We start from the raw sequence: 16,148 nt of genomic DNA on the forward strand, positions 1-16,148 counted from the left end.
TCAGCATTAGTTCTTTGCTTTGGCGGAGCACAGCCGGGAACGATGGAGCGTCGCACTGCATCGCGCGCGGTCGGGTCGTCCTACGACCTGCTGTTCCTGGCCGATGAGTTTAGCAAGTCGAATTCGTCCCGGCTTCCGTTGGTCGCCCGGGAGTTCGCGCCCGCAAGGGCGCCGATAAGTCGGATTGAGGAGAACTCACCCCATGACCAAGCAAGACATTGTGGAACAACTGGCGTCCGGTATCGGAATCTCGCGGCCGGAAGTTGCCGCGGTGGTGGACGGATTCCTGGCGTTGGTGATGGATGCTGTCGCGCAGGGCGATAAGGTCGAGCTGCGCCGGTTTGGAACTTGGAAGCCCACGGTTCGCAAGGCTCGTCACTTGCGAATTCCCGATGGCTCGCGAATCATTGACCTGCCGACGCGATCCACCGTGGTGTTCTCGCCGGCCGGCGAGTTTAAGTCCCGGCTCGCGGAACTCAAGGTTCCCGACGGGAGTGCTTAAGGGCGGAAGCGTCCGGCAAGCTCGGGATTCGTCCGATCCCGTTGCGCTGAATTTCATTCACTGAAGATACATTCACTCATCGCCCGGGATCCCGGGCTGAACGCGAAAAGGAGACACGCTTTTGCCCTGCGGAAGAAAGCGCAAGCGACACAAGATGGCGACCCACAAGCGCAAGAAGCGCCTGCGCAAGAACCGGCACAAGAAGAAGATTCGTTAAATCTTTGCGGCTGCCGTGGTGCGTGACCGCTGGTGTCGCGCACCGTTGTTGGGATTGGAGTGGGCCTTGTCTAAATGAGGCCCTTCCGTTTTTGTAATCGGGCCGAGCGGCGGGTGGTTTGAGCCAATTCGGAGTACTCCCTCGTGTCAGAAGCCAGCAAGGCCCGCGTGGAACGTGAAGCCGTTTATTCCGTTGGCCAGATCACGCGCGAGATCAAGAAGCTGTTCGCGAATTCATTCGGTGCGGTCTGGATTGAAGGCGAGGTTTCGGGATTCAAGCGGCACAGCTCGGGCCACGCGTATTTCACGCTGAAGGACGCGACCGCGCAACTGAGTTGCGCGATGTGGAAGGGCAGTTTGCAGCGCGTCCAGTTCGAGCCACGGGATGGCATGAAGGTTCGGGCGTTCGGCAATCTGGATTTGTATGAACCGCGCGGCAGTTACCAACTGATCGTCAGTTTGTTGCAGCAGGCGGGCGAAGGTGAACTCCAGCGCGCGTTTGAACTGCTCAAAGCCAGACTGCAAGCGGAGGGGTTGTTTGACAGCGCGCGCAAACGCCCGTTGCCGAGGTTTCCTGACCTGGTCGGCATCGTGACGTCACCAACCGGCGCGGTGATTCACGATATGCAGACCGTGGCCGCGAGGCGATGGCCGGCCGCGCAACTTGTGCTGCGGCCCGTGCGGGTCCAGGGCGAAGGAGCGGCCGGGCAGATCGCGCAAGCCATCGCCGAGTTCAATCGAACGACGCGGGTTGACTTGTTGATCGTGGCGCGCGGCGGCGGTTCGCTGGAAGACCTATGGGCGTTTAATGAAGAGGCGGTCGCGCGGGCAATTTTCGAGTCCATGATCCCCGTGGTTTCGGCGATTGGTCACGAAGTGGACTTCACGATCGCCGACTTTGTGGCAGATCTGCGCGCTCCGACGCCGTCCGCGGCGATGGAATTGATCTTGCCCGACCGCGAGCAGGTCGCGGGTGATGTCCACGCGCTCGGCCAACGACTCGCGCGGGCACTCGGCGACCAACAGCGCCATTTGCGCACGCAACTGGAAGCCATGGCCCAGCACTGGGCTCTCCGGCGACCGATGAATCTCGTGATACTGGCCGGACAACGGATCGACGACCTCGACCTGCGACTGCAGGCCGCGTACGATCACGGCTTGCGCCTGAAATCGGGCGAGCTGAATCGCTTGACCGAGCTGTTGCAGTCTTATCGACCGCAATCGGTGCTCGACCGAGGCTACGCGATTGTTCGCGACGAGAGTGGCGCCATCGCGCGCGACGCGCGCTTGCTTCGCCATGGCGATCGGCTGGCCGTGACATTCGCGCAGGGTGTCGCGAAGGTCAGTGTCGAGTCGGCAGCTTGACCACATCCCGTTCCCGCCATCAATACGACGGCTATCCTCAACTCCTCCCGCGCATGGCTGCCATACCACCCAACTCCGAATCCACGAGCGCCGACACCCAGTCGTTCGAGGCCGCGTTAGAGCAGCTGCAACAGCTTGTGCGCGAACTGGAGCAGGGGGATGTTCCATTGGAGCAGTCGTTGGTCGCGTTTGAACTGGGGCAGCGGCTGATCAAATATTGTCAGGACAAACTTGCGACGGCCGAACAGTCGCTCAAACAACTCGCGGCCGACGCGGACGAAGCGCTCGGAAATGACAAACCGAAGAGCTGAGATGGAGATCCGCGCGTGAGCGCGATCCTCGGACTGATGGGCAATTTCGCCAAGCCCATGTTCCGAGAGCTGATACCGGGTCTGATCGCGGAGCTGCGCAAACGACGAGCGGAATTCGTGCTTGATCGCGCCGCCGCGGACGGAATCGACGTGAGCGAACGCGAAACTCTGGCTGCCGAGCGCATTCCGAATGTTGCGGGTCTGGTCATCAGTTTTGGCGGGGACGGCACCCTGTTGCGCACCGCGCGGGCGATCGGTCAGCGGCACGTGCCGATTCTCGGCGTGAATCTGGGGCCCGGACTGGGATATCTGACCGACCTCAATGCGCGCGAATTGTTCAATTCGCTCGATGCGATTCTGAGCGGCAATCTGACCTTTCAGGAGCGATTGATGCTCGAAGGCTGGGTCGATGGGGAGCGCGATCCTGACCTGCTGGCGCTGAACGATTTTGTGGTCGCGAATGTCAAGCCATGGCAGACGTTGCAGCTGCAGGTCACGATCGACGACAGTCCGGTGACCACCTATCGCAGCGACGGACTGATCGTGGCGACGCCGACGGGATCGACGGCCTATTCGATGTCGGCCGGCGGACCTATCGTCGAACCGACGTTGGACGTGATCCTGGTCACTCCGATTAGTCCGCACACACTGACGATGCGCCCCGTGATCGTCGCCGCGGATCGCTCCGTTTTCATCACGGTGTGCGGTGATGCCGTGCTCACGGCCGACGGCGAACCGGTCAAACCGCTGACCAGCGGGCAGACCGTACGCGTTCGCCGCGCGTCATTCTCGACGACGATCGCCGGAATCCGCGGACGTGATTTCTACCATGTGCTGCGCGCCAAGCTGCAATGGGGTGCTTCGCCACCGACCCTCGATAACTGACACTCCTCCCCCTCCTCCACCGACCACGCTCCTGATCCCGGCCGTATGGGTCTCTTCGACAAAATAAAGCAGGCGTTCCAGAAAACCCGCGAGGTCCTCGGTGACAAGATCGCGGCAGTTTTCACGCCCGGACGCAAGGTCGATCAAGAGCTGTTGGATGAACTGGAAGAGATCCTGCTCTCCTCGGATGTCGGAATTGACACGAGCGAGTACTTGATCGGCGCACTCAAAGAGGCCAATCGACGGGAAGGTGGAAAAGTCGCCGCCGACGTCCTGATGCGACAAGCAATCGTGGACTTGCTCAAGCATGCCGAAGCTCCCGCGGAAGCCAGCGAGTCCCCGCGAGTGATAATGGTCATCGGCGTGAACGGCACCGGTAAGACAACCTCGGTTGGAAAACTGGTTCTCTACTACAAGAATCTGGGCAAGCAAGTCATGCTGTGCGCCGCCGATACGTTCCGGGCCGCGGCGATTGACCAGCTGCAAGTCTGGGGGGAGCGGTCGGGTGCCAAGGTGATCGCCGGCGCGCCCAATGCGGATTCGGCGGCCGTCGCCTATGACGCACTGGAGGCGGCGTTGAGCAAACAGGTTGATGTCCTGCTGATTGATACCGCCGGACGCTTGCACAATAAGAGCAACCTGATGAAGGAACTCGAGAAGATTTCGCGCGTGCTTAAGAAGCGGATGCCGTCCGCGCCGCACGAAGTGCTGCTTGTGCTGGACGCAACTACCGGTCAAAACGGGCTGAATCAGGCGATGGAATTCGCGAAAGCAGCAGGCATTACGGGGCTTGTTCTAACGAAAATCGATGGAACGGCGAAAGGTGGAGTAATTCTCGCAATTTCGCGGCAGATGAGTATTCCGATCCGCTACGTGGGTTTCGGTGAGTCGCTCGAAGATCTCGCCGAATTCAGCGCCGACAAGTTCGCCGAAAGCTTGCTGGGCGATTTCGCTCGGGCACCGACGGTGGGGGCTTAGACCGTGCCTGAAACCGGTGGCGACGCGGTGCCGACGGAGGGAGTTATCGCCGTTGTTTGCGCGCGATTCAATGAGACCGTGACCCACGCGCTGCTGCGGGGGGCGCTGGAGACGTTGCGGCAGCACGGGATGAGCGACGAGCGAGTGCAAGTCGTGTGGGTGCCGGGATGCTTCGAGCTTCCGCTCGCGGCGCAAGCATTGGCGAGGCGAGAGGATGTCTTGGCCGTCATTTGTATAGGAGCCGTGATCCGCGGTGAAACACCGCATTTTGAATTCGTGAGTGACGCGGCGGCAACCGGTATTCTGCGCGTTTCCCTCGACGCGATGAAGCCGGTTACGTTTGGCGTACTCACTACCGATACCACCGAGCAAGCGTTTGCTCGTGCCGGCGGTAGAGCCGGTAACAAAGGAACTGAAGCCGCCCGGGCGGCCGTCGAGATGGTCGAATTGCTATTCACTTTGCGGGAGAACCAAACTAAACCCTTGTGACCGTGTTTGTTCCAACCTTAACATCACAAGGGCGGTGGCTCATGCGAACAGTCGGACTCCTGCTGACGATTATCGGCTGCACGGCCGTCACGGCACAGCCGTTTCAGTGGACCACGTACACATCCACATCGAGTGTCATCGATCTGCTGGTTGTGGAGGATCATCTCTGGGCGGCGACCACGGGCGGACTTTTCGACTATGATCCTGCGAGTGGATCCTTCGACGTTTACAACAACACGCGCGGACTGGCGATGAACCAGTGCAATGCCGTCGGGCGCGACGCACAAGGTTGGATCTGGGTGGGAGCGCAGGATGGACGGATCACGCGACTGGAACCCGAAAGCGGAGACATTCGTCTGAATTACGACCTGCAAGACGAGGTGTTTGAGATCAACGCCATCCTCGGTTCGGGAGAGAACGTATTTGTGGCGGCAAACAACGGCATCTTTCGGTTCTCTTATCGATCGATCTCGGACAACTACAGGGTGCTGGAGTCCATCCGCGTGCTCGGCAGCTTTCCCGGTGAAACGCGAGTCTCGGCCCTGGCCGTCCGCGACGGGTACCTCTTTGCGGCAACTGCGCAGGGACTGGCGCGGGCGAGTCTGGCCACCGAGTCGCTTAGCGCTCCTTCGGCCTGGACAAACTATACCAGCGCGAACGGCGGCCTGCCCCAGAATTCGTTGACGACGGTATTCGCGGGCGACAGCGCGCTCTGGATCGCATCGACGAACTATGTGTTTAGCTTCGTCGGCGAAACCGTAGGGAATGAAGCGATGCTGGCCGGCATCAAGACGTTTGCCGAATCGCAGGGAGTCCTGCTGGCCGCGAGCAATAACGCGGCCTTTGCACAGGTTAGCGGACAGCCCGAGCAATGGACTGCACTGGGCCAGGGGCTGCCCGCCATCAGTCGAATCGCGAGCTTTACTGATGGCGATGTGGAGCGGTTTGTAATCGGTCAACCCGATAATTACTCCGCCCGCGGAGGCCTGCTCTATTTGATCGATAACCAATGGGTCGGACCGCTGCGGGCACCGGGCATTGGCGGCAATCTCATTACCGCGGTCGGCGTCTCTCCGAGCGGCGCTGTCTGGGCTGGCGGCAAGAACTTGATTAGTGCCGATCTCGCGCTGAACGGCGTGTACATGCTCGCCGGGGAATCGTGGGAGGCGCGGACCCGGCTCGAATGGGATCCGGGCCGGGGGTTGAACGATATTCAAGGTTTCGCGTTCGACCAATCCGGTGGAGTCTGGATCTCCAGTTTCGGATCCGGCGTGGCGTGGCTGCGCGGTGATGAAATTCACTATTACAACCATGCAGATACAGCGGGCTTCAGCGAGGACGGGCCGCGGTTTGCCGGGATCCCCGCCGATCCGCGATTTGTCGTGACACAAGTTTCGGTCAGCGCACGCGGCGACCTCTACATTTCCGATCGACTTTCGGCCAATTACTTGCCGGTGATCCGCGTGTCCGCCGAGTGGATCGCGAGCGGCAACCACGCTGTGCCGTGGAACTACTTCTCGCTCGGCAGCACAAACAACGATCGCGAAGTCGAAACGCTGATTGCCGATCCATTCGACCGGATCTGGGTGAGTCCTTCGGGCGACGGCACCCTGAGTTTCGTGCTGAATTACGCGGACACGCCGGCTGACAGCACGGACGACGAGCGGTTTGTTTATCATCCGGCGAACTACGAAGACGCGGCCTACACCTGTTACGATGACATCAACAAACAAGCGGTTGATTACGAGATCGATCACCAAGGCTATCTGTGGGCCGCGACTCCGCAAGGCGCCTACTACACCCAAGGCGGAATCCCCGCCGATCTCAGCCAGCTGTTCTTCATTTGTGTGGCGGACTTGCCGGTCGGCACCCGAGTGAATGACATTCACGTTGATGCACAGGACAACAAGTGGTTTGCCACGGACGAGGGTGTCGCCGTGCTGGATCGAAGTTTTCGCTGGGTTCACGTGTTTCAGACTTCGGCGGAGGCCGACAATCCGTCTGATCTCGCCGCCAAAAACGTGACGTCGATCGCCTCGAATCCGGCGAATGGTGACGTCTGGATCGGTACATCAGACGGACTATCCCGGCTGCGGACTCCCTACGTCTCACGCGGCGGCGAACTGGATGAAATCTGGCCCTATCCAAATCCGTTCCGCGCCGATGGCTCACAGCGGATGTTCGTCGATCACCAAAAGCTCGGCGCGCGATTCGATGAGTTCCGCATCTATACCATTTCCGGCCGGCTGGTGCGTAAGCTGAGTTGGGAGCAAATGGTGGACCCGCAAGTTGGCTGGGACGGCACCAATAACGACGGCGACCTGGTGGCCGGCGGAGTCTATTTGTTGGTGGCCGCGACCGAGGACGGTTCCGCCGCGACGGGGAAGATCGCGGTGCTGGGGCGGTGACGCATTATGCTGCGCTCGCTGTACATTCGCAATTACCTGCTGGTCAGCGAGCTGCGGCTCGACTTTGAGGCCGGGTTGACCGTGCTCACCGGTGAGACCGGTGCCGGAAAGAGCATGATTGTCGGCGCCATCGACGCGCTGCTCGGGGAAAAGTTCCCGCGGGACAGTCTGGGCGGTGAACGCGAGCGAGCCGTGGTCGAGGGCTGGTTTGCGATCTCGCCGCTCACGGAATTGCAAGAATTCGTGGATGACGACGACCCGGCCGATGAGCTGATTGTACGCCGCGAGTTCTCGCGGCAGGGACGCACGCGGACTTTTCTGAACGACCGGCCGGTGAATTCTGATCTGCTCGCCAAAGTACGCGGCCGGTTGGTGGATTTCCATGGTCAACGCGAACAGAACAGTCTGTTCGATCCGCTGTGCCAATTGGATTATGTCGATGCGTTTGCCGGGAGCCGTGAACGCGCAATCCGGGTACGGGAGCTTTTCCAGCGACGGCAGGCGCTGGCGCGAGAGGTCGGGCGACTGAGGGCTGAAATTGCCGCGCAACAGAAGGAGCGTGCGCTGCTCAGCTATCAACTCGAAGAAATTGAGCGCTTAGGATTGCGGCCCGGCGAGGAAGCCGAGATCGAGTCGCGGTTGGCGCGGCTGGAAGGCGGCGAAAAATTGTCCGCCGACTGCCAGCGGCTGTTATCGCTCTTGAGCGAAGCCGACCCCTCCCTGGTAACGATGGCCGGACAGGCCAAGTTGGTTGCGGGCTCGATCGCGAAAGTCGATCGGGAATTCGATAATTTCCTGCAAGAATTCGGCGATATCTCGTCGAGACTCAAGGATGTGGCGAATTCGGTGCGGATCTATGCCGATAGCCTGCAGCTCGACGAGGCCGAACTGAACCGACTACGGGAGCGGCGCGGCACGCTCTGGGACCTGCGGAGAAAACACGGGGTGAGCGTGGACCAGATTCTCGCGCGCGCCGATGAACTGAAGCTGCTGTTGCAACACGGCGCGGAGCTGGATCGGGAAGCGGAACAGAAATCCGTGGAATTGACAGCGCTGGACCAGGAGCTGATCGCCGCCGCGCGCGACCTGTCAGCGAAGCGGAACAAGGCCGCGAAGGCTCTGGCCGCGAAGATCGTGGAGCAGTTGCGGCCGCTGGGCTTTCCCAGCCCGCACTTCGACATCATGCTGTCGTCGAAATCCGGGTCGCTGTCCGGCGCGGATATCGGCGAACACGGCCTTGACTCCGTTCAGTTCTTGTTTACGGCGAACCCCGGAACGAATCCAGCACCGATCGCAGACGTTGCATCGGGCGGTGAAACGTCGCGTGTCACCTTGGCGATCAAGAGCGTGCTGGCCGACGCGATGTCCTATCCGCTCCTGGTTTATGACGAGATCGACTTGGGGATTTCCGGGAAGACCGCCGACGCCGTGGGCAAGGCGCTGGCCGAGCTGTCCCGCCACCACCAAGTGCTGGTCATTACGCACTTGCCGCAAATCGCCGCCCGGGCCGACCGCCATTTGTGCGTGTTCAAGCAAACGGACGGCAAGACCAGCGAAACCTCCGCGCGATTCCTCGACCAACGGGAGCGAGTCGAAGCGATCGCGGCGCTCATCGCCGGTGTGAACATTACCGACCAGGCGCGAGCATCGGCCAGCGAGCTGCTGCGCGCGAATGGTAAACTTCAAGCTGCCTGAATACCGTGGATAAATTAGTGATCAAAGGCGGACATCGGCTCGAAGGCGAGTTGCCGATTTCCGGTTCAAAAAATGCCACGCTGCCGCTGCTGGCGGCGGTTCTGCTCGCACCGGGTACCTACCGGTTGTCGAATGTTCCCGCCCTCAAGGATGTCGAGACGATGTCCCACCTGATCCGCATTCTGGGCGCGGAAATCGTCCGGACGGATCATGAATTGCACATCGACACGTCGCGCGCGCGCTACACCGAGGCCCCGTATGAACTGGTGAAGACGATGCGGGCAAGCTTCTATGTGCTGGGGCCGCTCGTCGCCCGCCACAAGTACGCGCGAGTGTCGCTGCCCGGCGGATGTGCGTGGGGACCGCGCCCCGTGGACCTTCACATTAAGTCATTGGAGGCGCTGGGAGCGAAGGTGTCGCTCGATCAGGGCTATGTCGTCGCCGAAGCCGAACGGCTGCGCGGCGGCACCTATGAGTTCCCGATCTCCAGCGTCGGCGCCTCCGGCAACGCGCTGATGGCTGCGGTGCTGGCCGACGGGCGCAGCGTGCTCAAGAATGTCGCCATCGAGCCTGAGATCACGAATCTGGCCAAATTCCTGACGCGGATGGGCGCGGACATTGAAGGAATCGGGACCACGGAGCTGTCGATTCGCGGAGTGCCGGAGTTGCACCCGGTTGATGCCGCCGTGATTCCAGATCGGATCGAAACGGGAACCTACATTTGCGCGGTCGGGATGGCCGGCGGTCGGGTCAAACTCGTCAATACGGAGCCGCGGCATGCGCAAAGCGCCTTGACGGCCGCAAGGTCAATGGGACTGAAGATCGAGACCGACGCGAATTCGATCACTGTCGAGCGCAGCGGCCGCGAATTGACTCCCATCGACGTCACGACCGAGCCGTACCCGGGATTCCCGACGGACTTGCAGGCGCCGTTTATGGCCATGGCCTGTCTCGCGAACGGTCAGTCTTCGATCACGGACACCATCTACCGGGATCGCTTCACGCACGTCGCGGAACTGGCTCGGTTGGGCGCACAGATTGAGCTGAACGACAACACCGCCATTGTGCACGGCATCGGAGCATTTTCCGGCGCCCCGGTGATGTCCACGGATCTCCGGGCCTCGGTCTGCCTCGTGCTCGCGGGACTCGCGGCGAAAGGCGTGACGGAGGTCAAGCGAGTCTATCATCTCGACCGTGGATACGAAAAGCTCGAAGTTAAATTGGGAAGCGTCGGAGCACAGATCACCCGCGAAGAAGGCGAGCTGTGAGCGAATTCGTTCACCTGCATAACCACTCGGAATACAGTCTGCTCGACGGGGCATGCAAAGTCCGCGACCTCGTGGACCGGACCAAGGAACTCGGCATGAGCAGCGTGGCGCTGACCGATCACGGCGCGCTGTTCGGCGCCATCGAGTTTTACAATACGGCCCGCAAGGCCGGTGTCAAACCGATCATCGGTTGTGAAGTCTATATCTGTGCAAACCGCTTTGAAAAGACCACGACCGGTGCGGGCCGCGGGGAAACCGCGAATCACCTGCTGTTGCTGGCGAAGAACGAAGCGGGGTACCGGAACCTGGTCAAGCTGTCGTCGCACGGCTACGTCGAGGGCTTCTACTATCGCCCGCGCATCGATCACGAGCTGCTGGCGGCGCATGCGGAAGGTCTGATCGCGACGACGGGCTGCCTGGCCTCCGAAGTTCCGGCCGCGCTGAATAACGGCGATCGGGAGAAGGCCTGGCGACGCGCCGCGTGGTACCGCGATGTGTTCGGCCCGGATTACTATGTCGAGCTGATGCACCACCATCTCCCCGAAGAAGAGGAGATCTATCCGCAGCTGATCGATTTTGCCCGCAAGCTCGGTACGAAGTTGGTGGCCACCAACGATACGCACTACCTCAAACGCGAGTATGCCGAGGCCCATGACGCATTGTTGTGCATCGGGACCAACGCGAATGTCTCCGACGAGAACCGACTGCGATTCGATACGCAGGAATTCTACCTGAAATCGCCGCAGGAGATGATCGAGTTGTTCCGCGACTGTCCGGAGGCGATCAAAACCACGCTGGAGATCGCTGAGAAGTGCGACCTGCAACTCGATCTGTCAAAGCGACATCTGCCGCGCTTTCCGTTGCCCGATGGCGAGGACCACGAGCACGAGTATCTGGCGCGGCTCTCGCGGGCCGGACTCGCCCGGCGGTACCCCGTGGTGACGTCGCCGCTTGCGGAACGGCTTGACTTCGAACTGCGCGTGATCGAACAAATGGGGTTCTCGGGGTACTTCCTGATCACGCAAGACTTTGTCAACTACGCACGATCGATCGGAGTCGCGGTCGGTCCGGGACGCGGCTCGTCGGCGGGGTCTTTGGTCTGTTACGCGCTCGGCATTACGAACATCGATCCGATCCGGTTCGAGCTGGTCTTTGAGCGATTCCTGAATCCCGAGCGTATTTCGATGCCCGATATCGACATCGATTTCCAGGATGAGGGGCGGGCCCGGGTGATCGACTATGTAAAGGCGAAGTACGGTTCGGAGGCCGTAACGCAGATTATCACGTTCGGACGACTCAAGGCGCGCGCGGTGGTGCGTGACGTCGGGCGCGTGCTGGGACTGAGCTATGCCGAGATGGACAAGCTCGCGAAGAAGATCCCGGATCGCATCGCGGAGAAGTCCGATGATTCGACGGCGGGGGTCACACTTAAGGACGCGTTGAAGGAGTCGCCGGAGCTCGAAGCGATGCTCGGCGAGCGCGAAGATTATCGCAAGGTGTGGCGGATCGGTGAAGTGCTGGAAGGTCTCAACCGCCATGCGTCCACGCACGCCGCCGGTGTCGTGATTACGCCGGGACCGCTGACCGATTACGTGCCGCTGTATAAGCAATCCGACGGCAGCGTGACGACGCAGTTCGACATGACGATCGTGGATAAGATCGGGCTGCTCAAGATGGATTTCCTAGGGTTGCGGACGTTGAGCGTCATCTCCCGCGCCGTCGAGACCCTCGCGCAGCAGGGCGTCGAACTCGATCTGGACGCGATCATCGAAGAACACGACCCCAAGACTTATAACCTCCTCTCCCGGGGGGATACAACCGGGGTGTTTCAGCTTGAATCCCGGGGCATGCGGGAATGGCTGATGCAACTGAAGCCGACGTGTATCGATGACATCGTGGCGATGGTGGCGCTCTATCGGCCGGGACCGATGGGGTGGATCGGCGATTTCGTCAAGCGCAAGCATGGCGAAGAGAAGATCAGCTACCTGCACCCGAAGCTGGAGCCGATTCTCAAATCGACTTACGGTGTTATCGTTTATCAAGAGCAGGTGCTGCGAGTCGCGCGCGACCTCGCCGGGTTCTCCCTCGGGCGCGCGGATATTCTGCGCCGCGGTATGGGCAAGAAGGACCCGAAAGAGCTGGCCCGCATCAAACAGGATTTCATCGCCGGCTGTGTTTCCTACAGCAAGTTGAACGAAAAGCTGGCGAATCAGGTCTTCGATGTCGTGCAGAAGTTCGCCGGTTACGGCTTCGTCAAGGCGCATGCTACGTGTTACGCGGTGCTGGCCTATCAGACCGCCTATTTGAAGGCGCACTATCCCGCCGAGTTCATGGCCGCGGAAATGACCTCGTGGCACGGTGAAACCCGGATGATGCCGCGACTGATCAACGAGTGCCGCAGGTTCGGGATCACCGTACTGCCGCCGGATGTAAACTGCTCCGAGCGATACTTCACGGTGGCTGAAGGCAACATTCGCTGCGGCCTGGAAGCGGTGAAGAACGTCGGCGGAATCGCGATTGAATCCATCATTCACGCGCGGGCGGAAGGCGGTCCGTTCACATCGTTCTACGACTTGGCGGGCCGGGTCGATACCCGAGTCGTCAATCGGAAGTGCCTCGAAAGTTTGATTTGCGCCGGCGCGCTCGACGACTTACCCGGGCATCGCGCGCAGTTCATGGCGGCGGTCGATCAATTCCTGGCTTATTCAACTCAAAGCGAACAACAGCGCACGCTGGGGCAATCGTCACTCTTCGGCGACGGTACCAGCACGGCAATTCCGGCGCCCGCCCTGCCGATTGTGCCACCGTACGCCAGCGATCAGAAGCTCTCGTTGGAAAAGGAGATGCTGGGTTTTTTTGTCTCAGGCCATCCGCTCGATGATGTGCGGGACGAAATCGACCAGCTCGCTAACGCCAATCTTGGTGATACGTCCGAACTTGAGGACGGGAATACCGTGCGGCTGGGCGGCGTCGTCACGGATATCAAGCGCGTGATTACGAAAAAAGGCAAGGCGATGGCCACGGTGATCCTCGAAGATTTCGTGGGGAGCGCGGAGCTGCTGGTCTTCGGCGACACGCTGGAGAAGTACACGTCGCTGCTGCGCAAAGAGGCCAAGCTGATCGTGAGCACGCGCGTGAGTTGTCGCGAGGATCAAGACCCGAAGTTCCTGGCCCAGGACTTCTACACGATCGAGCAGGCCAGGGCGGAGTTCGCCGCGAGTATGTGGATCAAATTGCCGATCACGAGTCTGAATGATGACACGATGGAAGCGCTCGAGGATCTGTTCAATCGACACCAGGGCAATGTGCCCGTTTTCTTCAAGTTGTTGGGTGGCGAGACTGAACGCGTGGTTCGATCGAGACGTTATCGGGTCAAGACATCGCTGGATGTCTTGAAGCAAGTGCGCGACATGATCGGGGACGCCGAAGTCAAGGTCGGCTGGTGAACAAACGACACTGCACGAACAGCCTGCGACCCAAGCGCGTGACGATCCACACCCTCGGGTGCGCCAAGAATACGGTTGACAGCGAAACGTTCGCCGGGCTGTTGCGCGCCGCGGGGTTCGAGTACGTCACGCAGCCGCATCGCGCGGACGTCGTGATCGTGAACACCTGCGGATTTCTGGACGACGCAAAGATCGAGTCCATCGAGACTATGCTCGAAGCCGCGCGGTGGAAGCAGGCCAAGCCCGGACGCGAGCTGTTCGCGATGGGTTGCTTGACACAACGTGACGGCGACGAGGTGGCGGCGAATATTCCCGAATTAGACGGCGTCTTCGGTATCGGTGACTGGTCCGCCATGCTGTGCAGACTCGGTGTCAGTCCGACGGCCATCGACCGGGACTCGCCAACCTTGTTCACGGGGCACGCGGGTCCGGGTTCGGCATACCTTAGAATCGCCGACGGCTGCTCGCACGCCTGCGCGTTCTGCGCGATTCCGCAGATGCGCGGCCTTTATCACAGCGAACCGATGGAGGCGCTGTTGCGCGAGGCATCGCTGTTGGCGCAGACGGGAATCCGGGAGATCATGCTGATCGGTCAGGAGACCACGAGCTATGGCGTGGATCTCCACCGTGAACGGCGCCTCGTAGAGCTGTGCAAGCGGATTTCCGACCTTGACGGAATCGAGTGGATTCGGATCCTCTATGCTCATCCACCGTCAACCCCGCCGGCATTGTTGGACGAACTGGCGCGGGTGCCGAAGCTGGCCGCGTACTTGGACTTTCCGATCGAGCACGCCAGCAACCGCATGCTGAAGCTGATGAATCGCCGCACAACGGCGGCGCGGATGCAGGAGGCGATTGATGCGTTCCGCGCGGTGCTGCCGGATTCCTGCGTTCGCACCACCGTGCTGGTCGGTTTTCCCGGGGAGTCCGCTGAAGATTTCGCCGAACTTTACGAATTTATGGCGAACGTGCGGTTTGAGCGCGCCGGAGTGTTTACCTATTCACCGCAAGCGGGCACACCTGGCGCGGAATTGCCCCTTCGGGTTGAGGAGGGCATCGCGCTTGACCGACTGGATCGACTCATGAAACTTCAGAAACAAATCTGTCTGGAGCGACATCGGTCAATGATCGGCAAGCAGATCAAGGTGATTGTCGAGCGCTCCGCCCACGGTAACTCGTGGGGACGCAGCGAATGGGACGCGCCGGAGATTGACGGTCGAGTACGGATTTCCGGCGTCCGGACGCCGGGGGAGATGATGATGACGACCGTGCGCTCGGCGTCCGCATATCAATTAGAAGTCGAGGCCGCGGTTACTTCAACGACGCGAGGTGAACGATGTGGAAGCTTTGCATTGCCTGTACTCTCGCAGCCCTGACGGCGATTGCGGCGATCGACGAATCGACTCCGCCTCCCGTAATTTCGCAAGGGGCCGGGCCGTTGTTCCGTTGTCAAATCGGGCAGAAGCTGACGACCAGCCTCGACTCGCTGCGATTGACCGTGGCGATGTCGGTTCCGTACGACAACCTTGTTTTCTTGCGATCGGATTCCGGTTTTCAGGCGCAGTTTGAACTGGTCACCTCACTGTTTCGCGACGGAACCGGACTGGTTTCGGAGAAGATTCGGACCGTCACGGTGGACGCGCAGCAGTATGCCGAAACCAATAGCCGCACGCGGAACGCCGTGCATGTCGATGAGTTTGACGTCGTCGCCGGTGAATACAAGGTGCGGGTAACCATGACGGCGGACCGCGAATCGCGTCGCCGGTCGAAGTGGGAGGGGTCGATCGACGTCGGTGCCAGCGATCCACTGCTGCGAATGTCGGATATCAACTGGGTTTCGGAGGATGCGCAGCTGGCCGAGTTAGGCGTGCCCAGGCTGGTCGAGGGGTTTTCGACAGGCGAAGAGGATCCGCGCGCACGCATCCAGCTGTTCAGCACGGGTCGAGACTCGATCCGGCTGATCTGGCAGGTGCTGGATCATGACAACAAGGTCGCCCTGCGTTCGGAGTCCGCGGTCATGCCCGACTCGACGATTCAAGTGCACGAGTATCAATTTGTACTCGACAGCCTGGCGCCGGCCAAATATACCCTAAAGGTCGAGGCCGACGGGAATGGGCGACGGGAGACTCGATCGCGTCCGTTCGGGTTGCGCATTCCCGGAATTCCCGCTTCGATCACGGACCTCGATATCGCGATCCGACAGCTCAAGTACATCGCCTCAACGTCCGAGAACAAGCAGTTGCGGCAGGCCGTATTCCCCGACCGGGAGCGGCTGTTTCGCGAGTTCTGGTTGCGACGCGATCCAACGTCGGGGACCGATGAAAATGAATTGATGGATGAGTACTATCACCGCGTTGAGGTCGCCAACGAGAAGTTCGCCACGCATCGCGAGGGCTGGGATACCGATCGCGGGCGGGTTTACATTCTATACGGAGAACCCACCGATATCGAACGCCACCCATTCGACTCCGGCTCGCGCCCCTATGAGATCTGGTACTATAGTTCGATTGCTCGCATGTTCGTGTTTGTGGACTACACCGGGTTCGGCGATTACACCTTGACCGGACCGGAGTGGGGATACTGAG

General features: G+C 60.5%; 12 protein-coding genes. All 12 read left to right on the forward strand.

The annotated features are described in order from the left end of the window. Window positions 1-202 precede the first annotated feature (202 nt). The 12 genes from HZB60_01550 to HZB60_01605 all read left to right on the forward strand — a co-directional run bounded on the left by HZB60_01550 (window position 203) and on the right by HZB60_01605 (window position 16,147). Window positions 203-502, forward strand: a complete 300-nt coding sequence (locus tag HZB60_01550; GenBank protein MBI5058445.1) for an HU family DNA-binding protein — start codon at window positions 203-205, stop codon at window positions 500-502. A gap of 360 nt (window positions 503-862) precedes the next feature. Further along, on the forward strand, window positions 863-2,083 hold the full coding sequence (gene xseA, locus HZB60_01555; GenBank protein MBI5058446.1) for an exodeoxyribonuclease VII large subunit: 1,221 nt from the start codon (window positions 863-865) through the stop codon (window positions 2,081-2,083). 53 nt (window positions 2,084-2,136) lie between these two features. Next, window positions 2,137-2,394, forward strand: a complete 258-nt coding sequence (xseB, locus tag HZB60_01560) for an exodeoxyribonuclease VII small subunit (protein ID MBI5058447.1) — start codon at window positions 2,137-2,139, stop codon at window positions 2,392-2,394. Window positions 2,395-2,409: 15 nt separating this feature from the next. After that, window positions 2,410-3,279: an NAD(+)/NADH kinase gene (locus tag HZB60_01565; protein ID MBI5058448.1), complete on the forward strand. Its 870-nt coding sequence runs from the start codon at window positions 2,410-2,412 to the stop codon at window positions 3,277-3,279. A gap of 45 nt (window positions 3,280-3,324) precedes the next feature. Further along, window positions 3,325-4,257, forward strand: a complete 933-nt coding sequence (gene ftsY / locus HZB60_01570) for a signal recognition particle-docking protein FtsY (protein MBI5058449.1) — start codon at window positions 3,325-3,327, stop codon at window positions 4,255-4,257. Window positions 4,258-4,284: 27 nt separating this feature from the next. After that, on the forward strand, window positions 4,285-4,746 hold the full coding sequence (locus HZB60_01575; protein MBI5058450.1) for a 6,7-dimethyl-8-ribityllumazine synthase: 462 nt from the start codon (window positions 4,285-4,287) through the stop codon (window positions 4,744-4,746). Window positions 4,747-4,787: 41 nt separating this feature from the next. Beyond that, window positions 4,788-7,154, forward strand: a complete 2,367-nt coding sequence (locus HZB60_01580; protein MBI5058451.1) for a hypothetical protein — start codon at window positions 4,788-4,790, stop codon at window positions 7,152-7,154. A 6-nt stretch (window positions 7,155-7,160) separates the two neighbouring features. After that, complete coding sequence (recN, locus tag HZB60_01585; protein ID MBI5058452.1) at window positions 7,161-8,849, forward strand: DNA repair protein RecN; 1,689 nt, start codon at window positions 7,161-7,163, stop codon at window positions 8,847-8,849. Between the two features lie 5 nt (window positions 8,850-8,854). Further along, window positions 8,855-10,117, forward strand: a complete 1,263-nt coding sequence (gene murA / locus HZB60_01590; GenBank protein MBI5058453.1) for a UDP-N-acetylglucosamine 1-carboxyvinyltransferase — start codon at window positions 8,855-8,857, stop codon at window positions 10,115-10,117. Then, window positions 10,114-13,563, forward strand: a complete 3,450-nt coding sequence (locus HZB60_01595; GenBank protein MBI5058454.1) for a DNA polymerase III subunit alpha — start codon at window positions 10,114-10,116, stop codon at window positions 13,561-13,563. Before murA ends, HZB60_01595 begins: the two co-directional genes overlap by 4 nt. Continuing rightward, complete coding sequence (rimO, locus tag HZB60_01600; GenBank protein MBI5058455.1) at window positions 13,560-14,939, forward strand: 30S ribosomal protein S12 methylthiotransferase RimO; 1,380 nt, start codon at window positions 13,560-13,562, stop codon at window positions 14,937-14,939. Before HZB60_01595 ends, rimO begins: the two co-directional genes overlap by 4 nt. After that, on the forward strand, window positions 14,900-16,147 hold the full coding sequence (locus HZB60_01605) for a GWxTD domain-containing protein (protein MBI5058456.1): 1,248 nt from the start codon (window positions 14,900-14,902) through the stop codon (window positions 16,145-16,147). The genes rimO and HZB60_01605 overlap by 40 nt, the downstream gene beginning before the upstream one ends. The last annotated feature ends 1 nt before the right edge of the window (window position 16,148 follow it).

Source organism: candidate division KSB1 bacterium (genome assembly GCA_016214895.1).
In the GTDB taxonomy this organism is placed as follows: Bacteria; Electryoneota; RPQS01; order RPQS01; family RPQS01; genus JACRMR01.